The sequence below is a fragment of the Arthrobacter sp. 'calajunan' genome, from assembly GCF_046940185.1.
Classification (GTDB): Bacteria; Actinomycetota; Actinomycetes; order Actinomycetales; family Micrococcaceae; genus Glutamicibacter; species Glutamicibacter soli.
The window spans coordinates 96,879-117,702 of sequence record NZ_JBKZDY010000008.1 but is presented as its reverse complement, the minus strand read 5'-3'; the positions used below and the strand labels follow the sequence as shown (position 1 = coordinate 117,702).

Here is a 20,824-nt window from a genome sequence, read left to right as displayed (position 1 = left end):
GCGCCGCCCGTAGCGTGGACTGCGTGAACGGTCCGGGGACTTCCCGCCGACCGCCAGCCCGCCCCGGCCCAGCTAAAGCATGCCAGCCAGGCCAAGATCGACAGCATGCCAGCCAGGCCAGGATCGACGCGAAGCTCACAAAGCACGGAGCCCGCCGGCACACCGCGTGGGCCAACACCATCTTGGACGCCGTGGATGAGCAGACAGCAGTCGTGGTTGGCACCGAGGCCGCCGGTTTGGTCATTCCTCACCTGGCCCGGCAGCTGATCGCCTTGCATGCCCAGCGGACCGACGTGGCCACGCATCTTGAAGCCATGGGTCGGGCGCACCCTCTTTACCCGGTCCTGACTTCCATGCCAGGGGTCGCCGTCAGGGCCACTGCGATCTTCATCGCCTAGACCTCCGGCAAGACCTTCGACAGTGCCGCAGCACTGGCCTCCTATGCCGGGCTGGCGCCAACCTCCCGTCAGTCGGGCACCTCGAATAAGTCCGGATGGGTCAGCCATTCAGACAACAGACGCCTGAAACGAGCGTTGTTCCTCTCGGCGTTCGCGTCCATCCGTTTCGACTCGGCCAGCCACGCCTACTATGACCGGAAACGGGCTCTGGGCAAACGCCACAACCAGGCGCTCCTCGCGCTGGCCCACCGGAGGCTAACGGTCATGTTCGCAATGATCCGCGACGGGTCGCTTTACGATGCCCCGGTGCCGGAAGTTGCTTGACAAAATACATAGGGCCCCCATCCCCAACGGGCTGATCTGGTGCGCCGCCATCGAGGCTTGCCAAAAGATCGGGGCCTTCGAACGGGTCGGCGAATGGACCGCGGCCCTGGATGTGTTTCGGCTTCTAGAACTAGGCCATTAAAGCGCTAAGACAGTGGGCCAATTCAGCGCGAACTTAGGCCATTTCATCCCACCCCAACAAATCCTCCTGACTATGAGATTCATAAATGCTAAGTCACCGGCTCAGGATCCTCATTTCCAGTAGCTCTCAACTCATCAACAGCACTCCGGAGCAGAGTGACAGCACCTGTAGAAATCCATGGTGCCCCGAGGCCGTTGGAACATCATGTGAAGAACGCCCTAGTCACACAAAGGGGCAACGCATGATCATAGTCATCGAGCCGCAAGAGACAGTAAAGCAGCCCTCCCAGAAGTAGCAATCCCCGAAGCAAGGTTGACCCCCGCTGAAAGCAGTCAGGTAGTTGAGCATGACCATGGTGGTAACCCATGCGCCGAAATGGTCTACTTTAGGCCACTGAAATGGCCTGGCCTCGCCGCCTTAATGGCCTAGTTCCAAAAAGCCGAAACACACCCTGGACCAGTGGCGACGCAGCAACCCGGGCATGACCGCGTTCGGAGGTGAATGCGCGCTGTACACCGGGCAGCTCCTGGCGCTGCGCGGTGCGTGGGACGAAGCCATGGAGGAATTCTCCGCTGCCGGCCGGCGCTTCGAGAGCAACTCCCAAATCTAGGCGGCGGGGGCGGCCGAACGCGAACGCGGGGACTTGATGCTCATCTGCGGCGAACTGGCCGCCGCGGAGCAGGCCTACCAGGTCTCGGCCGAGCACGGCGGCGACCCGCAGCCGGGGCTGGCGCGGTTGTGGGCCGGGAGGGGCGACACCCAGGCCGCGGTGGCCGCGGTCGAACGCTGCCTGCGCGTGCGCACCGTTCCCGCGCAACGGAACCGGCTGCTGCCCCAGGCAAACGACGTGTTCCTGATGGCGGGCGACACCGAACGCGCGGGCGCGCTGGCTGCCGAGCTGGAGCCGCTGGCCCAGCAGCCGGGGTGCGAGAGTGCGCTGGCCGCGGCCGCCCATGCTTATGCCTGCCTGGAGCTGGCCCGCGGCGATGCGCCGGCGGTACTGCTCTACGCACGCAAGGCGATCCAGGGCTGGGACCGGGTCGGTTGCCCCTACCGGGCCGCCCGGTCGAGGCTCGTGCCGGGGTGTGCACTGCGCCAGCTGGGCGACCAGGGGTCAGCCCACGCTGAATTACAGGCCGCCGCAGACACGTTCCGGCGCTTGGGCGCACTGCCCGAGGCGAGGGAGGCCCAAAACCAGCTGCCGGTTCCGCTACCGGGCCGGTATCCCGTCGGGCTCACCGAGCGGGAGGTGCAGGTACTGCAGCTGGTGGCCGCCGGGCGCAGCAACCGGGACATCGCCGCGCAGCTGTATCTCAGCGAAAAGACCGTGGCCCGGCACCTGAGCAACATCTTCGCCAAGCTCGATGTGGGGTCGCGCACCGCGGCGGCCGCCTGGACCTTCGCCCACCACCTTGCCTAGCGAGGCTAGGAGAGCTGGTCCAGCGCCTGCCCCAACGGAACCCGCCAACGCCAGGTCGCCTTCTGTTCGCCGCGCACGTGCCCGTTGGTAATCAGCGCGACCGGAAGCCCCAGCTTCACGAAGTCCAGCAGGATGCGGTAGCCGCTCATCACGGCCAGCGAGGAACCGAGCACCAGCAGCGAGGTGGATTCCGCCTGCAGCTGCGCCATGGCTTCCTTGCGGGCCGGCGGCACGCTTTCGCCGAAGTAGACCACGTCAGGCTTGAGAACCAGCGAACCGCAGTTCTCGCAGGCGACCATGGCGAACTGGTCCACCAGGTACTGCGGCAGTTCCACGTCCCCGTCCGGATTGACCGCTTCGGGGTCGATTTCCACCGCTTCCAGGTATCCTGTGTTGGCCGCCTGCAGGCGCGCTTCAAAGTGCAGCCGGTCCTCGGTGTGGCCGCAGTCCAGGCAGCGCACGATCGACAGGTCGCCGTGCACCGGGATCACGCGCCGGGATCCGGCCTGCTGGTGCAGCCCGTCGACGTTCTGGGTGATGATCCCGTTGATCCGACCCTCGCGCTCCCACTGGACCAGACGCCGATGGATGTCGTTTGGTTCGGCATTGCCCATGTGCCGCCAGCCCACGTAGCCGCGCGCCCAGTAGCGCTGGCGGGCCTCGGGGCGGTAGCGGAACTCCTGGAAGGTCATCGGCCGGTGCCGTTGCAGCGAGCCGTTGGGACCGCGGTAGTCCGGGATGCCCGAATCGGTGGAGACGCCGGCCCCGGTGACCACCAGAACCTTGCCCTCGTCCAGCATGGATTGCACCCCGTCGCGGGCTTCGGCCTCGGGTGATGCCTCGGCCTGCTGTTCCACGATGCGCTGCATGGAGCGGATCGCCGAGTGGTGCGCCATCTGGATCGAGAGTTCCTCGGGCGTGCTCATGTTCGACCTTTCACCGTTCCGGGTACGACAAAGGCCGCAGCGACCTCAAAGCTAATTTAGCTTATTCGCTGCGGCTTATCGTAAAAATGTATTGAAGAGCTGTACCACTTACTGCACAGGTGTGGCACCCCGAGCTAAAAGTATCCCGGTAAACGTCGACGACCTTAGTCGTCTTCGCCTTCTCCCGAATACTTCTTAGTCAACTCGTCGTAATCCGAATAATCGTCGTCATACGATGAATCATTACGCCCAGTATCCTGAGCATGACGATCGGAGGGCACACCCAACTCGCGTTGGAGTGCCGAAAGGTCCGTCGAGGGCGAGTAGTACTTGATATCTCGCGCTTGACGCTGTGCTTTAGCCTTTTGACGGCCGCGCCCCATGGCGTGACCCCCTCTTTTCAGTAGAGTCGGGAGGTGGTCCACCTAATAGATGGAGGCCCCCGAATATGTGATCAGTTCTTTCGTAATTAAAGGTTAACACGATTCCACGGCGAGCGCTGAACGCAACACCGGTCAGAACCGCTAGACTGGCGATTAGTCCAACGACTATTTTATGACTAGTCGCAGTTCTCGCCCGATCCGCTGACAAAGGAGCTCATCAGGTGGTGGATAAGAATCTCCCGGAGCCGCAGGCCGCACTGCCGCCGTTGCGCCCGGAACCGGAGAAACCCAAGCGTCAGATCGGGCAGTGGTTCCTGCTGGCCGCAGCCGTCATCGCCTTAGCAGCTGCCGTGGTTTTCGTAGTGCTCAGAATCATTGATCCGCCGCCTTCGCCAGAGGCGAACAACGTGCAGCGCAATGAGGCACCCGGCCTGGACGGCGTCATCGCCGAGGGCATGCCGCCGGAGCAGCTGGTGCTCGGCGACTGCTTACGGGGTTTCACCACGCCGCTGGATCCGCAGACCGTAGTAACCTGCGATTCCTCCCATAACGCGCAGCTGATCGGCACCTTCGAGCTTGAGGGCGCCCCCGAGGCACCCTACCCCGGCGCGGACGAGCTGCTGACCCAGTCCGAGGACCTGTGCAAGTCGGTCTCCTTGGACCCAAGCGCGGGAATCGACTCCACCTGGACTTACCACTTCTCGCGGCCGTCGAAGGCCACGTGGGAAAAGGGTGACCGGTTGGTCTCCTGCTTCCTGAGCCTGACCGACGGCAACGTGCGCAGTTCGCTGCTGCCTGCCTCGGATGAGCCGGGAAGCTCCGCTTCGAACCCGTCCGAGGACAAGACCAGGGAAACGGAAAACGCCAACGCCTAAGTCGGCTCTCGGCGCTGCTGGGCCGATGCCGCAGGATACCGGAATGCGGTGTGAAGACCACGAGGTCTTCACACCGCATCCCTTTTGTTCACGGCCCGTGAAGGCTAGCTGTCGGCGCGTCCTACGGTCAGCCGGTCCTTGCCCTCGTCCAGCGTGACCGAAACGGTGTCCCCGTCCTGGACCTCGCCGGCAAGGATTTCCTTGGCCAGCCGGTCGCCAATCTCACGCTGCACCAGACGGCGCAGCGGGCGGGCACCGAAGGCCGGGTCGTACCCGGTCAAGGCGAGCCATTCGCTGGCGGCCGGATCCACGTCAAGGGTCAGTCGCCGTTCGGACAGGCGCTCGGAGAGCTGGTCGATCTGCAGCTTGACGATGTTGCCCAGCTCGTCGATGCTCAGCGGGTCGAACATGATGACCTCGTCCAGGCGGTTCAGGAACTCCGGCTTGAACGAAGCGTTGACCACGTTCATCACCGCCGCCTTCTTGGTCTCGGCATCCAGGGTCTGGTCCACCAGGAACTGGGAGCCCAGGTTGGAGGTCAGGATCAGGATGGTGTTCCTGAAGTCCACCGTACGTCCCTGCCCATCGGTCAGCCGTCCGTCGTCGAGCACCTGCAGCAGGATGTCGAAGACCTCGGGGTGGGCCTTCTCGACTTCGTCGAGCAGGATCACCGAGTACGGCCGGCGGCGCACCGCTTCGGTCAGCTGGCCGCCCTCTTCGTAGCCCACGTAGCCCGGAGGGGCACCGACCAGTCGCGAGACCGCGTGCTTCTCCGAGTACTCGGACATGTCGATGCGCACCATGGCGCGCGGGTCGTCGAAGAGGAAGTCGGCCAGGGACTTGGCCAGCTCCGTCTTGCCCACGCCGGTGGGGCCGAGGAACAGGAAGGAGCCGGTCGGACGGTTCGGGTCGGCGATGCCTGCACGGGTGCGGCGCACCGCATCCGAGACCGCAGCCACTGCCTGCTTCTGGCCCATCAGGCGCTGTCCGATGATCTCCTCCATGTCCAGCAGCTTCTGGCTTTCGCCCTGCAGCATGCGCCCGGCAGGGATGCCGGTCCAGGCGGAGATCACCTCGGCAATGTCATCCGCGGTGACCTCGTCGGCCACCATGGTGTGCTCCTTGGCGCCATGCGCTTCGGCGGCCGCGGCGGCGTCCAGCTCCTGCTGGAGCGTCGGGATCTCGCCGTAGAGCAGGCGCGAGGCCTTCTCCAGGTCGCCTTCGCGCTGGTACTTCTCTGCCTCGGAGCGCAGCTCATCCAGCTTGACCTTCAGGTCGCCCACCCGGTTCAGGCCTGCCTTTTCGGCTTCCCACTGCGAGTTCAGGGCGTCGAGCTTCTCCTTCTTGTCGGCCATGTCCTTGCGCAGGGCCTCCAGGCGTTCCACCGATGCGGGATCGGTTTCATCGCTCAGCGCCAGCTCCTCCATGGTGAGCCGGTCGACTTCGCGGCGCAGCTCGTCGATCTCCTCCGGGGCGGAGTCGATCTCCATGCGCAGGCGGCTGGCTGCCTCGTCGACCAGGTCGATGGCCTTGTCCGGCAGCTGGCGCCCGGAGATGTACCGATTGGACAGCGCGGCGGCGGCAACCAGCGCGGAGTCCGCGATGGACACCTTGTGGTGCGCTTCATAGCGTTCCTTCAGGCCGCGCAGGATGGCAATGGTGTCATCCACGCTCGGCTCCCCCACGTACACCTGGGCGAAGCGGCGCTCCAGCGCCGGGTCTTTCTCGATGTTCTCGCGGTACTCGTCCAGGGTGGTAGCACCGATCAGGCGCAACTCGCCGCGGGCAAGCATCGGCTTGAGCATGTTGCCGGCATCCATGGCGCCTTCGGAGGCGCCAGCACCGACCACGGTGTGGATCTCGTCGATGAACGTGACGATCTGCCCGTCAGAGGACTTGATCTCTTCCAGAACCGCCTTCAGGCGCTCCTCGAATTCGCCGCGATACTTGGCACCGGCAACCATGGCACCCAGGTCAAGGGAGATCAGGGTCTTGCCGCGCAGCGATTCCGGGACGTCCCCGGCAATCATGCGCTGGGCCAGGCCCTCGACCACGGCAGTCTTGCCGACACCGGGCTCGCCGATCAGCACCGGGTTGTTCTTGGTGCGGCGCGAAAGCACCTGCACCACACGGCGGATTTCACGGTCGCGTCCGATGACGGGGTCCAGCTTGCCCGCACGGGCCAGCGCCGTCATGTCGGTGCCGAACTTCTCCAGGGACTGGAAGGTCGCCTCAGGGTTCGGGTTGTCGACCTTGCGGTCGCCGCGGATGGTGGGCAGGGTTCCCACCAGCAGGTCGCGGGTAACTCCCATCTCGCGCAGCGCCTCGCCGGTCTTGGTCTGGTCGCTGGCCAGTGCGATCAGCAGGTGCTCGGTGGAGACGTAGGTGTCACCCATTTCCGTCGCAGTCTCCTGGGCGTTGTTCACCACCTGCAACAGCTGGCGGGAGAACTGGGCCTGGGCCACCGAGGAACCGGAGCTGGAAGGCAGCGCCTTGATCAGCGAGCTCGCCTTCACCGAAAGCGCGTCGACATCCAACCCTGCAGTCTTCAGCAGTGCCACCGCAACCGAGTCACGCTGGTCCAGCAGCGCCTTGAGCAGGTGCGCAGGTTCAATCTGGGGATTGCCTGCGGTCGATGCGTTCATCCCGGAGGCCGAGAGAGCCTCTTGGCTCTTGGTAGTGAGTTTGGTGTCCACGCGCTTCCTTTCGTTTGTGGGTGAACCTTTAAACTTGAGTGTACTTAACTCAACTCTTGTTTGACAGGGGTTATTCCGTTTCCGCCGAACAATTTCAAAAAAGTTTTTCCTTGTATTCACCGAGCCGACCTGCGAACAATGGAGCTATGGCTAACCCGAACTCACCAGAGCTTTTCTTCGCCGAACACGATGAGCAGGTCAAGGCCTTCATCGACCAGCATCGGGCGATGCTGCTCGATTGCCTTGACGGCCTCACCGAAGAGGAGGCCAGAGTGCAGCTCGTGCCGTCGCGCACCACGCTGCTCGGGCTGGTCAAGCACGGAACATTCGTCGAGAAGGTCTGGTTCCGGGAGGCTCCCACCAGCAGTTCCCGCTCCATCTTGGGTATCGCCCCGAATCCCGATGAGTCGTTCAAGCTCGAAGAGGGCGACAACATTGCCACCGTCATTGCCGAGTATCGCGAAGAAATAGCGCACACCCACCAGGTCCTGGAGGGGACGACCGGCGCAACGGTCTTCCCCGGGAACAAGCGGGGGCCGCTGCCCCTGCGCTGGATCCAGCTTCACATGCTGCGTGAACTGGCGCAGCACTGCGGACACGCGGACATCCTGCGCGAACAAGTCCTGGCCGCGCGAAATGCCTCTCCCTAGGCCCGGCGATGGGCGGCTCCACCGGTCGAACAACCACCGCCGGTCAACGCACCGCACATGCCTGAACTTTCCCTGAGGGCAAAACTCAAGATAGAGTTGATCCCACGTAAGGGAGTATTCACAAGCGTTTGATCCGTCAGTACGTAAGACACAGGAGTCTTGCCGGGTTCTGCGGCCAACCATTTTCCGTTGGCGAAGAGACTTACTTGGATGGCTTGTACCCAACTTACGAAAGCAGGAATCCCCATGGGAGTTTCTCCTTTGATCTGGGGCATCACGATTGTCGTGATCCTCGCACTTTTGGCATTCGACTACTTCTTCCACATCCGCAAGGCGCACGTTCCGTCGTTGCGTGAAGCGGCCATCTGGTCGAGCATCTACGTCGGCCTCGCTTTAATCTTCGGCATCGTCGTATTCATTTTCGGCGGCGTGGACATGGGCGCCGAATACTTCGCCGGCTACATCACCGAAAAGGCCCTCTCGGTCGACAACCTGTTTGTCTTCCTGATCATCATGGCCAGCTTCAAGGTGCCACGCGAGGACCAGCAGAAGGTGCTGCTGTTCGGCATCGTGTTCTCGCTGATTGCCCGTACCGCATTCATCTTCGTCGGTGCGGCGCTGATCAACCAGTTCGCCTGGGTCTTCTACATCTTCGGCCTGATCCTGCTGCTGACCGCAGGCAACCTGCTCAAGAAGGACGACGAGTCCGACGAGGCGAACAACTTCATCATCCGTCTGGCCAAGAAACTGTTCCACACCACCGACGAGTACGACGGCGATAAGCTGTTCACCAAGATCGACGGCAAGAAGGTCTTGACCCCGATGCTGCTGGTCATGGTGGCCATCGGCGGTACCGACATCCTCTTCGCCCTGGACTCGATCCCGGCAATCTTCGGCCTGACCCAGAACGTCTTCATCGTCTTCACCGCGACCGCATTCTCCCTGATGGGTCTGCGCCAGCTGTACTTCCTGCTTGACGGCCTGCTGGATCGACTGATCTACCTGTCCTACGGCCTGGCTGCGATCCTGGCGTTCATCGGCGTCAAGCTGATCCTGCACGCGCTGCATGAGAACAACCTGCCGTTCATCAACGGCGGCGAGCACGTGTCGGTCATCGAGATCACCACCGGCCTGTCGCTGAGCGTGATCATCGGCGTCCTGGTAGTCACGGTCCTCGCCTCCCTGTTCAGCAAGGCCGGCAAGGCGCAGACCGCCGTGAACAACGTACGCCGCCATGCGAACAACTACACCGACCTCTCCTACACCGCGGACCAGGCCGAGCGCGAGCGGATCTACACCGAGCTGCTGGAAGAGGAAGCCTACGTGAAGTCCATGGACAAGAAGTACCGCGACAAGGTCAAGGACATCGACAAGATCCGCGACGAAATCACCGAGGCGCACCGCCAGCACGACGAGTACCTCAAGAGCTAGCAACGGCATCTACCGCCAATACGGACCGGGGCTGCCCTTCCACGTGGAAGGGCAGCCCCGGTCCCTTTAATCCGTGCGAGCCGAACGGCAGGCGCTAGCGGCGCATGGTCCCGATGTAGTAGTCCGAAGCGACCACCACCTTGCCCAGCGGCATCAGGGACACCGGGATCATCTTCAGGTTCGCGATGCCCAGCGGGATGCCGATGATCGACACGAACATCGGGATGGCGGTAAGCACGTGGCCGATGGCGATCCAGATGCCGGCAAAAACCAGCCAGATCACGTTACCCAGCGTGGAGAAGGCTCCCACAGCGCCGCGATCCACGACGGTGCGGCCGAAGGGCCACAGCGCGTAACCCGCGATGCGGAATGAAGCGATGCCGAACGGAATGGTCACGATCAGCAGGCAGCAGATGATGCCAGCCAGGACATACCCCAGTGCCAGCCACAGGCCGCCGAAGAGCAGCCAGATGATATTCAGGATTCCCCGCAATAGATCAGTCATGGATCCAGTCTTCCCCATCGACTCCCCCGGGCGCCATGGGTGACAGCCCGGATTTTCCCCTGAAACCGTGGCCAATCCCCTACTCTCCCGGGAAGAATCGATGCGGTGCGCTCGGCTAGGATTAATGATCATGAGCGATTCGAGCGAAGAACAGCGTCAGGCCGCGGCCCCGACCCCCAAAGACCCAGCACTTTTCCGGGCCGAACCGGTCTCCTTTGTCCGCCGCGGCAACCGCCTGCAGGGCCGCCGAGCCAGCGCCTGGGAGCGCAATGCCGAGCAGTACGTCATCGAGCCTCCCCGCAAGATCGCCGACACCTCGGTAGCCGATGATTTCACCCTCGACCCGGACCAGGCATTCGGCCGCGTGGCGCCGCTGATCGTGGAGATCGGCACCGGATTGGGCGAATGCATCGCCAACGCCGCCAAGGACGACCCCGAGCGCAACTACCTCGCCGTGGAGGTCTACCGCCCCGGGCTGGCCCAGCTGATGCTCAAGGTCGAGTCCTTCGGTATCGAGAATGTCCGCGCCGTCCAGGCCAATGCCCCCGAGGTGCTGGACGTGATGCTCGAAGAGAACAGCGCCGACGAAATCTGGATCTTCTTCTCCGACCCCTGGCACAAACCGCGCCACCACAAGCGCCGCCTGATCAAGGCATCGTTCCTGGACAAGGTTTCCCGGGTGCTCAAGCCCGGCGGAACCCTGCGCCTGGCCACCGACTGGTCCAACTACGCCGAGCAGATGCGTGACGCGCTCACCGCCCACCCGGATTTCGAGAACCAGTTCCCGGGCAACCTTGCCGGCGAGGAAAGCAACCTGACCAAGGTCCGCCGCGAGGGCATGGAAGGCTTCGAGAAGGAACCAGAGTTCACCGACGAGCTCGGCGGCTGGGCCCCGCGCTTCGAACGCCGCATCCTGACCAGCTTCGAGGGCAAGGCGCTGAAGGCAGGCCGATTGGTCTTCGACTTGGCGTACACTCGCGTCGGCTAGTGCACGACCTGACATAAAGTCCGGCAATGGCTCATGTCCACCCTAAACTGGTGGCCATGAGCCATTCGTCATTAATCCCGGCCTCCGAGTTCTCCACCGCGCCCGCCATGGAATTCGCCGGGGTGAGGCTGGAACAGCTCGCCGCCTCGCACGCGCCGGACTTGGCCGAGGTAGTGGCCGCCGGACGCCTCGACGAGGACTGGTTCGCGACAACTCCCCCTGCACAGCAGGTGGAAGCCAATATCGCCCAGCGGCTGGACTCCCAGGCAGCCGGAACCATGGCCCCCTTCGCCATCATCGACACCTCCGCCGGCAAAGCCGTCGGCGCCACCGCCTACCTGAACATCGATGCCGCAAACCGCCGGGTGGAGATCGGATCGACCTTCCTGGCCGTTGCGGCGCAGGGCACCGGCATCAATCCGGCAGCGAAATACCTGCTGCTGCGCAGGGCATTCGAAGTGCTCGGATGCTACTCGGTCGCGTTTTGCACGCATTGGCACAATGAGGCTTCCCGCGCCGCCATTGCGCGGCTGGGCGCCAAGCAAGACGGCGTGCTGCGCAACCACAAGTACGATCCGGCGACCGGAACCCTGCGAGACACCGTCGTCTTCTCGATCCTGCCCCACGAATGGCCGGCGGTGCGCACCCAGCTGGAAGCCCGGCTGCGCCGCCACGGCCGGCTCGGATAGAGACAGAAAATCCAGCCGCGCCGGGATCTGGCGGGCTGGATTTCTAATGTCTTTCAGGCGGCAGGCCTACCTGCCGATAGCGCGGCGCACCGGGAACAGCGATACCGTCGGTTCGGGCCGCGAGGGGCGCATGCCGCGGGCCAGCGACACCACGTCGCCTGCGACGGTGCCGGCGGCGAAGATGCGCGATTGGCCTTGGCGCACGTAGTCCAGTTCCGCGCGCAACTGGTTCACTTGGCCCTTAAGGCTAGCCACTTGGTTTTCCAACTCAAGGATCCGCTTGATGCCTTCCAGCGACACGCCATCCTTGCTCAGCGCCTGAACCTGGCGCAGCAGGGACACGTCGTGCTGGGAATAGCGGCGCTGCTTGCCCGACTGCCGGCTGGGCGAAACCAGGCCGATGCGGTCGTACTGGCGCAGCGTCTGGGGGTGCATGTCGGCAAGCTGTGCGGCGACGGAAATGACGAAGACAGGTCGCAGGTACTCCCCGTTCACGGTACTTCAACCACCTTTCTGCCTTGGTTGTATCTTGAGTCTATCGACGGGGCCGGAGGATGTTGGCTCCTCCGGCGCCGGCGACGGGTGATCGGCGGGTGCCGATCCTAGAGCTTGGCCTTCGAGGCCAGGTCCGCCCGCGGGTCCTCGCCCTCGGTGGCTGCGGCGAAGTCCTCAACCGCCTTCTTCGCGGCATCCGAGAGGTTCTGCGGAATGACCACGTCGAGCACGATCAGCAGGTCGCCGGTGGCCTTGGAAGTCTTCACGCCGCGGCCCTTCAGGCGCAGCGTGCGGCCCGAGTTGGAACCTGCCGGAACCTTCACCGCGACCTGTTCCCCGTCGAGGGTCGGGACGTGGATCTTCGCGCCCAGTGCGGCCTCGTCGAAGGTCACCGGGACGTGCACGCGGATGTTGTTGTCCTCGCGCTTGAAGAATGGGTGCTCAGCGACCTTGACCTTGACGATCAGGTCTCCGTTGCCGGCGGCGCCGGCTTGGCCGCGTCCGCGCACGCGCACCGACTGGCCGTCCTTGATGCCGGCCGGGATGCGCACGTCGATGACCTCGCCGCTCGGCTCGCGCAGCCCGATCTTCGTGCCGTTGATCGAGCCGGCGAAGGAGATCGAGGTGTTCGCGGTGCGGTCAGCGCCCTTGCGCGGCGGAGCGGCCTGGCCGCCGAAACCGCCGAAGCCGCCCGCTCCCCCGAACAGGTCGGAGAAGTCCGGCTGCCCGCCACGCTGGCGTGCCCCGCCTCCCCCGCCGAACAGGTTGGAGAAGATGTCCTCGAACCCTGCGCCGCCGCCCGGAGCTCCGCCCGGACCTCCTGCTGAGAAACGTGCTCCCGAGCCCATGGCACGGATGGCGTCGTACTGCTCGCGCTCTTCCTTGTCGGAGAGGACCGAGTTGGCTTCGGTAATGTCCTTGAACTTCTGTTCGGCGGTTGCATCACCGGCGTTGGTGTCAGGGTGGTACTTGCGCGCAAGCTTGCGGTACGCCTTCTTGATATCCGCGTCCGAGGCGTCCTTGGAGACGCCGAGGATCGCGTAAAAATCTTTGTCTATCCAGTCCTGACTTGCCATCAGGGCCTCATCCTTTCTATGACAATTCGAAACTGCCCACTGGCGAATACTCGACAGTGGGCAGTTTCAGTTGTGCTAGCTAGTTGCTATTCGCCGGTGGCGACCAGTACCTGGGCAGCGCGCAGGATGTTGCTTCCCTTGCGGTAGCCGGTACGCAGCACCTGTCCCACATGATCGGCCGGGACCTCCGGCACCGCCTGGCGCAGCAGCGCTTCGTGGACGTTCGGGTCGAATTCGACCCCCGCCTCGTTGATGCGCTCCAAGCCATGCTGGGCCAGGATCGAGTCCAGCTTGTTGGCGATCGATGCGAAGGGGCCATCGGCCAAGTCGCCGTGGGCGCGTGCCGCGTCGATGTCGTCAAGCACGGGCAACAAGGTGGAAAGCATGCCCTGCACGGCGTTTTCACGCGCCACTGCACGGTCGCGCTCCACGCGCTTGCGGTAGTTGACGTACTCGGCCTGGAGGCGCAGCAGGTCGTTGCGCAGCTCGGTGACGACCTCGCTGACCTCGTCCTGCTCCGCGTCCACGGAGTCGCCGGCCTCGTTCAGGATCGCCTCGGCCTGGCCCAAAGCGTCAGCAGTTGGCTGCTGGTCAGCGGCCTCTGGCTGGTTCTCCGGCTCCTGGCCGGAGTTTTCGTTCTGGTTGTTTGCCTCGGACATATTCCTAAACTCCCTACTTCTTGTCGGCTTCGTCTTCGTCGATGACCTCGGCGTCGACGATGTCTTCATCAGCGTTCGGCGCATCCTGCTCGCCGGCAGCCGCGCCTTCGGCCTGGGTGTTGGCGTAGATTGCCTCGCCCAGCTTGGACTGCGAAGCCTGCAGCTTCTCGAACGCGGCCTTGACCTCGTCGTCGTTGTCCTGCTTCTCCAAGGCGGCCTTCAAGGCGTCGACGTCGGCCTGGACCTCGGACTTGACCTCTTCAGGCAGCTTGTCCTCGTTGTCCTTGATCAGCTTGTCCACCGAGTAGGCGGCCTGCTCGGCAGCGTTGCGGGTCTCGGCTGCCTCGCGGCGTGCCTTGTCCTCTTCCGCATGCGCTTCGGCTTCCTGCACCATGCGCTCGATGTCTTCCTTCGACAGCGAGGAGCCGCCGGTGATGGTCATCGACTGCTCGGTGCCGGTGCCCTTGTCCTTGGCGGACACGTGCACGATGCCGTTGGCATCGATGTCGAAGGTGACCTCGACCTGCGGGATGCCGCGAGGAGCCGGAGCGATGCCGGTCAGCTCGAAGGTGCCCAGTGCCTTATTGTCGCGGGTGAACTCGCGCTCGCCCTGGAAGACCTGGATCGATACCGAAGGCTGGTTGTCCTCGGCGGTGGTGAAGGTCTCCGAACGCTTGGTCGGGATCGCGGTGTTGCGCTCGATCAGCTTGGTCATCACGCCGCCCTTGGTCTCAATGCCCAGGGACAGTGGGGTGACGTCGATCAGCAGCACGTCCTTGCGCTCGCCCTTCAGCACGCCGGCCTGCAGGGCTGCGCCTACGGCGACAACCTCATCCGGGTTCACGCCCTTGTTGGCTTCCTTGCCGGCCAGGTCCTTGACCAGTTCGGCAACGGCTGGCATACGGGTCGAACCGCCAACGAGGATCACGTGGGCGATGTCGGAGATCTTCACGCCGGCTTCGGCGATGACGTCCTTGAATGGCTTCTTGGTGCGCTCCAGCAGATCTGCGGTCAGTTCCTGGAACTTCGCACGCGAGAGGTGCTCGTCCAGGTGTACCGGGCCCTCAGGGGTGACCGACAGGTACTGCAGCGAGATGTTGGTGCTGGTAGCCGAGGACAGTTCCTTCTTGGCCTGCTCTGCGGCTTCCTTCAGGCGCTGCAGTGCGATCTTGTCCTTGGACAGGTCTGCGCCCTTGGCCTTGGCCTGGGCCAGCAGCCAGTCGACAACACGCTGATCCCAGTCGTCGCCGCCCAGACGGTTGTCACCGGCGGTCGCGCGGACCTGGATGGTCGAGAAGCCGTCGTCATCCTTGCCAACTTCCAGCAGGGAGACGTCGAAGGTACCGCCACCGAGGTCGAAGACCAGGATGAGCTCGTCCTCGTTGCCCTTCTCCAGGCCGTAGGCCAGAGCAGCAGCAGTTGGCTCGTTGACGATGCGCAGCACGTTCAGGCCCGCGATCTCGCCGGCCTCCTTGGTGGCCTGGCGCTCGGCGTCGTTGAAGTATGCAGGAACGGTGATCACCGCGTCGGTGACCTTCTCGCCCAGGTACGACTCAGCGTCGTTCTTCAGCTTCATCAGGGTACGCGCCGAGATTTCCTGGGCGGTGTACTTCTTGTCATCGATGGCAACGGACCAGTCGGTGCCCATGTGGCGCTTGACCGATGCGATGGTGCGATCGATGTTGTTGACTGCCTGACGCTTGGCGATATCGCCGACCAGGACTTCGCCGCCCTTCGAGAAAGCAACGATGGACGGGGTCGTGCGGTTGCCTTCCGCGTTAGCGATGACGGTTGGCTCACCACCTTCGAGCACGGATACGACAGAGTTGGTGGTTCCAAGGTCAATACCTACGGCACGCGACATAATGGCTCTCCTTTGCCTTGTCTGAAAAAAATCCCAACGCTGGGGGCTTGGGCCCCCATTGAGCGCTTCGGACTCAAGTTTACTCAGCCGGTTTCGACTGTCAAATTAACTTGAGTGAACTCGACTCAACTTTGCGCTCTGTCTTATTCAACGGGTGGGGTGGCAGAATAATTCCCATCAACCGAAAACTTTTTCAGACCACTCCTGACAGTCCGGTCACGAAGCGAAAACTACAGATCAAAGGCGGAAGAATGGCACGAACCAAAAAGAAATTCTCCGAGCTGTCCCCCATTGCACGGGCAGCTGCCATCGTTGCGGGCGTGATCGAGGTTGCCTTATTCGCCGCCGCGCAGATCGACATCTACCGACGCAGGCCCGAGCAGATTCACGGAAGCAAGGGATTGTGGGTGGGGTTGTGCTTCATCAACATTCTCGGTCCGCTGAGCTATTTCAGGTTCGGCCGCAAGAAGCCGCAGGACTAATCTCCGCCTCCAAGATGGCACAAGCCGGAAGGAGCCCACGCACTACTGGTGCGCGGGCTCCTTCCGGCTTTGCTTTGCAGCGTGCCGAGGGGAACGAATTATTTGGTCAGCAGCGGCATGCCGAGCCCTGCCAGGACTCCGAAGATCACTCCCCACAAGATGATGGAAATGACCTGCCAGAAAATCACTTTCTGCTTCGATGCGCCGAAGGACACCAGCGCCGCCGAGGTGATCTGCGAGGGAAGCATGGTCTGGCCAACCAGGCTGACCCCTGCAATGCCGAACTTGTCGAAAGCCCTGCGGATCTTTTCGTATTTCGGCTTCTTGCTCTCCTTGCCTTGGCGCACCTTGGAGCGTACGGCATGGGCGCTGTTGACGAACAAGAGCATGGAAATGCCGTTGCCGAGCACCGCAACAAGAATCCCGACCGCCGGCGGCAGACCCATCAGCACTCCGATGACGGACCCGAAGTAGGACTCGACGAAGGGAATAGCCGAAACCAGCGCGACCGCCAGCCACTGCAGCGGCTCGGGGCAAGCAGCGACAAAATTCTGCAGTGATTCAATCATGGTCAGGTGCTCCTGGCTAGGCGAAATAGATATTTCCTCTACTTCAAGACTAGGTTGGAGGACTTCACCGACCGGTCATCCGCCGGGGCTAAACTTTCGGTCTAGTCAGTGCGCTCGACGCTCACCGGGCGCAGGGTGGCAAAAGAAATCCTCCGCTCGGCGTACGAGCGGAGGATTCCTAGGTTGGCAGCCGTTGTTCCGGCTGGCCCGAAATGCCTAGCGGCTGCGGGTGGCAGGGCTGGTGGCGCGGCGCGGACCACGCGAGCGGCCCCCGGTCGAGGCGCCTTGGGCGGCGCGGCCACCCTGGCGCGAGCCGCGGCCTGCACCCGATGGGCGTTCCGAGTTCGCACCACGGCCTGCACCGGCCGGACGCTCGGATCCTGCGCCGCGGCCAGCGCGTGCTGGACGCTCGCCCGAGGCCTTCGGACTGCGTTCATTGCGGCGGCCCGACTCGCTGAGCTGCTGGTTCTGGCCCTCGCCGGCCGAACGGCCGCCGCGTGAACCGCGTTGGCCGCGCCCGCCGCGCGAACCGCCGGATTCGCCGGCAGGCTTGCGCTTGGCAGGGTTGCTCTGCTGCTTCACCGGGGCGGTGTACGGCACCAGTTCGGCCACTTCGCCCACGACGTCCTTGACGACCTGCGAGTCCAAGGAGACCTTTTCGAATGGGACCTTCTTCAGGCCTGCCTGCTTCATCAGGGTCGCGACGTCGCCCTGCTGGTCCGGGGTGCAGATGGTCACCACGGTTCCGCTGGAGCCGGCGCGGGCCGTGCGGCCTGACCGGTGGGTGTAGGCCTTGTGCTCTGCCGGCGGATCGATGTGGACCACCAGTTCCACGCCGTCGACGTGCACGCCGCGGGCTGCTACGTCGGTGGCGACCAGGACCTTTGCCTCGCCCGAGGCGAAGGCGGCCAGGTTGCGGTCGCGGGCGTTCTGCGACAGGTTGCCGTGCAGGTCAACGGTTGGCACGCCGGCCTTGGACAGCACTACAGCCATCTTCTTGGCGTGGTGCTTGGTGCGCATGAACATGATGCGGCGCGAGGTGCCCTGCGCCAGCACACGGACCAGGTCCTTCTTGTCGTCGTTGCTGACCACGAAGACGTGGTGCTCCATGGTGTTCACTGCGGCCTCGGGCGCATCCACCGAATGGATGGTCGGGCTGCTCAGGTAGCGCTTGACGACCTTGTCCACGCCGTTGTCCAGGGTGGCGGAGAACAGCATGTGCTGGATGCCGGTCGGCATGCGGTCCATGATGCGGCGCACGACCGGGAGGAAACCCATGTCTGCCATGTGGTCGGCTTCATCCAGCACCGAGATCTCAAGCTGCGACAGGTCAACGATCTTCTGCTTGATCAGGTCGTCCAGGCGGCCGGGGCAGGCGATGACGATGTCGACGCCCTCGTTCATGGCCTTTTCCTGTCGACTCTGCGCGACGCCGCCGTAGATCACGGTGGTGCGCAGGCCGGAGGCGGCGGCCAGCGGATCAACGGTCTTGGCGATCTGGGTCGCCAGTTCGCGGGTCGGCGCCATGATCAGTGCGCGCGGGAAACGGGCCTTGCGGCGCTGCGGGCGCTCGCTCAGGCGGGCCACCAGCGGCAGCGAGAAGGCCAGGGTCTTGCCCGAGCCGGTCTGGCCGCGCCCCAGCACGTCTCCGCCGGCAAGGGTGGAGGGAAGGGTTGCTTCCTGGATCGGGAACGGGGTGTCGATGCCGCGCTCGGTCAGCACGTCAACCAGGTTTGCGGGCACGCCAAGGGCGCTAAAAGTAGAAGTCAATGCTCAAACTTTCTCTCTGAATTCGCGCGTCGTTTTCGACGCTCGGGTTCGCCGATCCAGGAGGAAGTCCGATGCGGGGCGGCAAGAAAAGTGCCCGACGCCCGCGCGAAAACACCGGGAATCCGGGAGTTTCCGCTCGAAGGAAATCAAGTCTGTCGACGACTACGCACCGAGGCGGGCCGGGTGTTCCAGGCGTTGAACCATCGATGCGTACAGATTTCAATTCTACAGGCAGGCTCCGGGACTTAGCAGTCCCGGAGCCTGCCAACGGGGCGAATCACAGGAGATTTCCGCCACGTCTGAAGCCTGGCGCTCAGGCCCGGTGCACACCCGCCGACATCTTTTCCTGCGCCAATTTCGAGGGCCACCACACCGCAGGGCCGATGTCCTCGACCAGCGCCGGCACCAGCAGGCTTCGCACGATAAAGGTATCGAGCAGCACGCCGAAGGCCACGATGAAGCCCAGCTGCCCCAGGAACATGATCGGCACGACCCCCAGCGCTGCGAAGGTCGCCGCCAGCACGATGCCGGCAGAGGTGATCACGCCGCCGGTGACGGTCAGGCCGCGGCGCATCCCGTCCCGCGTGCCGTGCAGCAGCGTCTCCTCGCGCACCCGGGTCATCAGGAAGATGTTGTAGTCCACGCCAAGGGCCACCAGGAACACGAATCCGAACAGCGGCACCGAGGGGTCGGCGCCCACGTAGTCCAGGACGTGGTTGAACACCAGCGCGCTGACGCCCATCGCCGTGCCGTAAGAGAGCACCGTGGTCAGAATCAGCAGGACCGGAGCCAGGATCGAGCGCAGCAGAAGCATCAGGATGACCAGGATCGCGACCAGGGTGATCGGAATGATCTTGAACAGGTCGGCCTCGGCGGTGGAGTTCTTGTCCATCTGGGTCGCGGTGGTTCCGCCGACCAGGGTCGTCGCATCGATCTCGTGCACCGTCTCGCGCAGCTGCGTGACAGTGTTCGCGGCCGCATCCGAGTCCGCCGCATCGCTCAGGGTGACGGAAATCAGGTTCCGTCCTTCGACGGTGTACGCCGGGGCGCCGCGCTGGGCCATGGCCGGACCGCCGTCTTCGGCCTGCAGGTAGGCGGAGTCGACACCGGGCACGTCAAGGACCGCGTCCAGGGTGGTGTTCGCCTCGGCCTCGTTGACGATCACGGTGGCCGGCGAGCCGCTGCCGCCCGGGAAGTGCTCGCCGAGCGCCACCTGCCCGTCGCGGGCCTCGGAGCCGCCGATCACCAGTTCGCTTTGCGGCACGCCGCTGGCCTTGAGCTGCAGCGAGAACGCCGCGCCGACGGCCAGCACCAGTGCCGTCACCATCCAGATCGGGCGGGGGTGGGAAGCGACGAAGGCGGCGATGCGGGCCCACAGTCCAGGCTTGGCCGCCGCCTGCGTTTCCGCGTCCTGCGTTTTGGGCATGAACGGCCAGTAGGCGGCCCGGCCCAGCAGTCCGAGCACGGCCGGCAGGAAGGAGAGGGCGGCAATGATCGAGAAGACGATGCCCGCCGCGCCGATCGGGCCCAGCGCCTTGTTGGAGTTCAGGTCGGAGAAGAGCAGGCACAGCAGGCCCACGGTCACGGTGCCGCCGGAGGCGATGATCGGCTCCAGCGAGCGCTTCCAGGCCTTGGCCACTGCCTGCCAGCGGTTCAGCCCCGTGGACAGGGCTTCCTTGTGGCGGGCAACGAACAGCAGCGAGTAGTCGGTGGCCGCACCGATCACCAGGATCGAGAGAATGCCCTGGGCCTGGCCGTCCAGCCGGATGATCCCCTCCTTGGCCATGAAGTAGACCACCAGGATGGCGGCGCACAGCGCCACCATGGAGGTCATCAGCACGGTCAGCGGAAGCAGCAGCGAACGGTAGACCAGCAGCAGGATCACCAGCACCGCGACCAGCGCGACACCTAGCAGCACCCCGTCGATGCCGCCGAATGCCTCGATCAGGTCCGCGGAGAACCCGGCGGGACCGGTGACATAGCTGCTCATGCCCTCCGACTGGATGTCTGCCAGCAGGGTGCGCAGTGCGGTCACGCCCTCATCGGCCTTGACGGTCGAGGAGATCGGCATGATGAATTCGGCAGCCTTGCCATCCTCGGCCAAAAACGGCCCCGTCACCTGCCCGTCGAGGAACTCGAAATCGGAAAGCTTCTCGGCGAGCGCGGCGGCCTGCTTCTGGTCGACGCCGCTTTCGGAGGTCACCAGCACCACCGCGGGAATTGCGTCGCTCGTGCGGAACTTGTTCTGCCATTCAAGGGCCTGCGTCGCTTCCGCGCTGGCCGGGAGGAAAGCTGTCTGGTCGTTGGTCTGCACGTCCGAGAGTTTGCCGAAGGTTGGTCCGCCGACCCCCGCGATGCCGATCCAGAGCACGATCAGCAGGGAATACACCACCGCCCGGATGGCGATGCCCTTTCCGCTGACTGAGCGCGCGGCGGGGTCGGCGGGCTCATCGACTTTCGCTATGTGCGACATGGGGCTGTC

At 64.0% G+C, this 20,824-nt stretch carries 19 protein-coding genes and 1 pseudogene; 9 read left to right on the top strand and 11 right to left on the bottom strand.

What is annotated here, in order from left to right:
* Positions 1-101: 101 nt before the first annotated feature.
* The 3 genes and pseudogenes from RF641_RS13400 to RF641_RS13390 form a co-directional block, all read left to right on the top strand.
* Positions 102-722: pseudogene (locus tag RF641_RS13400) on the top strand (transposase); the annotation flags it as partial.
* Between the two features lie 623 nt (positions 723-1,345).
* Positions 1,346-1,474 (top strand): hypothetical protein, encoded by a 129-nt coding sequence (locus RF641_RS13395; RefSeq protein WP_272926295.1) that lies wholly within the window; start codon positions 1,346-1,348, stop codon positions 1,472-1,474.
* A gap of 36 nt (positions 1,475-1,510) precedes the next feature.
* Complete coding sequence (locus RF641_RS13390; protein ID WP_272926297.1) at positions 1,511-2,284, top strand: helix-turn-helix transcriptional regulator; 774 nt, start codon at positions 1,511-1,513, stop codon at positions 2,282-2,284.
* A gap of 5 nt (positions 2,285-2,289) precedes the next feature.
* Here RF641_RS13390 and RF641_RS13385 read toward each other — a convergent pair whose 3' ends face one another.
* Positions 2,290-3,210 carry a Sir2 family NAD-dependent protein deacetylase gene (locus RF641_RS13385; protein WP_424573387.1) on the bottom strand — a complete coding sequence of 307 codons (921 nt, stop codon included), beginning with the start codon at positions 3,208-3,210 and terminating at the stop codon, positions 2,290-2,292.
* A gap of 164 nt (positions 3,211-3,374) precedes the next feature.
* Positions 3,375-3,593: a DUF3073 domain-containing protein gene (locus RF641_RS13380; protein ID WP_082123962.1), complete on the bottom strand. Its 219-nt coding sequence runs from the start codon at positions 3,591-3,593 to the stop codon at positions 3,375-3,377.
* Between the two features lie 224 nt (positions 3,594-3,817).
* On the opposite strand from RF641_RS13380, the gene RF641_RS13375 reads away from it, so the two are divergent.
* Positions 3,818-4,468, top strand: a complete 651-nt coding sequence (locus RF641_RS13375) for a septum formation family protein (protein WP_147407163.1) — start codon at positions 3,818-3,820, stop codon at positions 4,466-4,468.
* Positions 4,469-4,572: 104 nt separating this feature from the next.
* On the opposite strand, the gene clpB is transcribed toward RF641_RS13375, so the two are convergent.
* Positions 4,573-7,164, bottom strand: a complete 2,592-nt coding sequence (clpB, locus tag RF641_RS13370) for an ATP-dependent chaperone ClpB (RefSeq protein WP_047119861.1) — start codon at positions 7,162-7,164, stop codon at positions 4,573-4,575.
* A 146-nt stretch (positions 7,165-7,310) separates the two neighbouring features.
* On the opposite strand from clpB, the gene RF641_RS13365 reads away from it, so the two are divergent.
* Complete coding sequence (locus tag RF641_RS13365) at positions 7,311-7,814, top strand: DinB family protein (RefSeq protein ID WP_424573386.1); 504 nt, start codon at positions 7,311-7,313, stop codon at positions 7,812-7,814.
* 246 nt (positions 7,815-8,060) lie between these two features.
* Positions 8,061-9,245, top strand: a complete 1,185-nt coding sequence (locus RF641_RS13360) for a TerC family protein (RefSeq protein WP_047119863.1) — start codon at positions 8,061-8,063, stop codon at positions 9,243-9,245.
* 94 nt (positions 9,246-9,339) lie between these two features.
* Here RF641_RS13360 and RF641_RS13355 read toward each other — a convergent pair whose 3' ends face one another.
* On the bottom strand, positions 9,340-9,750 hold the full coding sequence (locus tag RF641_RS13355; protein WP_047119864.1) for a YccF domain-containing protein: 411 nt from the start codon (positions 9,748-9,750) through the stop codon (positions 9,340-9,342).
* Between the two features lie 130 nt (positions 9,751-9,880).
* On the opposite strand from RF641_RS13355, the gene trmB reads away from it, so the two are divergent.
* Positions 9,881-10,738: a tRNA (guanosine(46)-N7)-methyltransferase TrmB gene (gene trmB / locus RF641_RS13350; protein ID WP_047120874.1), complete on the top strand. Its 858-nt coding sequence runs from the start codon at positions 9,881-9,883 to the stop codon at positions 10,736-10,738.
* 56 nt (positions 10,739-10,794) lie between these two features.
* Positions 10,795-11,427 carry a GNAT family N-acetyltransferase gene (locus RF641_RS13345; RefSeq protein ID WP_342352854.1) on the top strand — a complete coding sequence of 211 codons (633 nt, stop codon included), beginning with the start codon at positions 10,795-10,797 and terminating at the stop codon, positions 11,425-11,427.
* 66 nt (positions 11,428-11,493) lie between these two features.
* On the opposite strand, the gene RF641_RS13340 is transcribed toward RF641_RS13345, so the two are convergent.
* The 4 genes from RF641_RS13340 to dnaK form a co-directional block, all read right to left on the bottom strand.
* Complete coding sequence (locus tag RF641_RS13340; protein WP_047119865.1) at positions 11,494-11,922, bottom strand: heat shock protein transcriptional repressor HspR; 429 nt, start codon at positions 11,920-11,922, stop codon at positions 11,494-11,496.
* Positions 11,923-12,029: 107 nt separating this feature from the next.
* The gene (locus RF641_RS13335; protein ID WP_047119866.1) at positions 12,030-12,998 is read right to left on the bottom strand and encodes a DnaJ C-terminal domain-containing protein; all 969 of its coding nucleotides are present in this window, start codon (positions 12,996-12,998) and stop codon (positions 12,030-12,032) included.
* Between the two features lie 86 nt (positions 12,999-13,084).
* Positions 13,085-13,657 (bottom strand): nucleotide exchange factor GrpE, encoded by a 573-nt coding sequence (locus RF641_RS13330; RefSeq protein ID WP_047119867.1) that lies wholly within the window; start codon positions 13,655-13,657, stop codon positions 13,085-13,087.
* Positions 13,658-13,670: 13 nt separating this feature from the next.
* Positions 13,671-15,521, bottom strand: coding sequence for a molecular chaperone DnaK (dnaK, locus tag RF641_RS13325; protein ID WP_113607499.1), 1,851 nt, complete (start codon positions 15,519-15,521; stop codon positions 13,671-13,673).
* A 251-nt stretch (positions 15,522-15,772) separates the two neighbouring features.
* Between dnaK and RF641_RS13320 the strand changes: the two genes are divergently transcribed.
* Positions 15,773-16,003 (top strand): PLDc N-terminal domain-containing protein, encoded by a 231-nt coding sequence (locus RF641_RS13320; RefSeq protein ID WP_047119869.1) that lies wholly within the window; start codon positions 15,773-15,775, stop codon positions 16,001-16,003.
* Between the two features lie 98 nt (positions 16,004-16,101).
* Here RF641_RS13320 and RF641_RS13315 read toward each other — a convergent pair whose 3' ends face one another.
* The 3 genes from RF641_RS13315 to RF641_RS13305 all read right to left on the bottom strand — a co-directional run bounded on the left by RF641_RS13315 (position 16,102) and on the right by RF641_RS13305 (position 20,815).
* Positions 16,102-16,572, bottom strand: a complete 471-nt coding sequence (locus tag RF641_RS13315) for a small multi-drug export protein (RefSeq protein WP_053798622.1) — start codon at positions 16,570-16,572, stop codon at positions 16,102-16,104.
* Between the two features lie 216 nt (positions 16,573-16,788).
* Positions 16,789-18,315: a DEAD/DEAH box helicase gene (locus tag RF641_RS13310; RefSeq protein ID WP_424573385.1), complete on the bottom strand. Its 1,527-nt coding sequence runs from the start codon at positions 18,313-18,315 to the stop codon at positions 16,789-16,791.
* Positions 18,316-18,655: 340 nt separating this feature from the next.
* Positions 18,656-20,815: an MMPL family transporter gene (locus tag RF641_RS13305; RefSeq protein WP_424573384.1), complete on the bottom strand. Its 2,160-nt coding sequence runs from the start codon at positions 20,813-20,815 to the stop codon at positions 18,656-18,658.
* Positions 20,816-20,824: the final 9 nt, after the last annotated feature.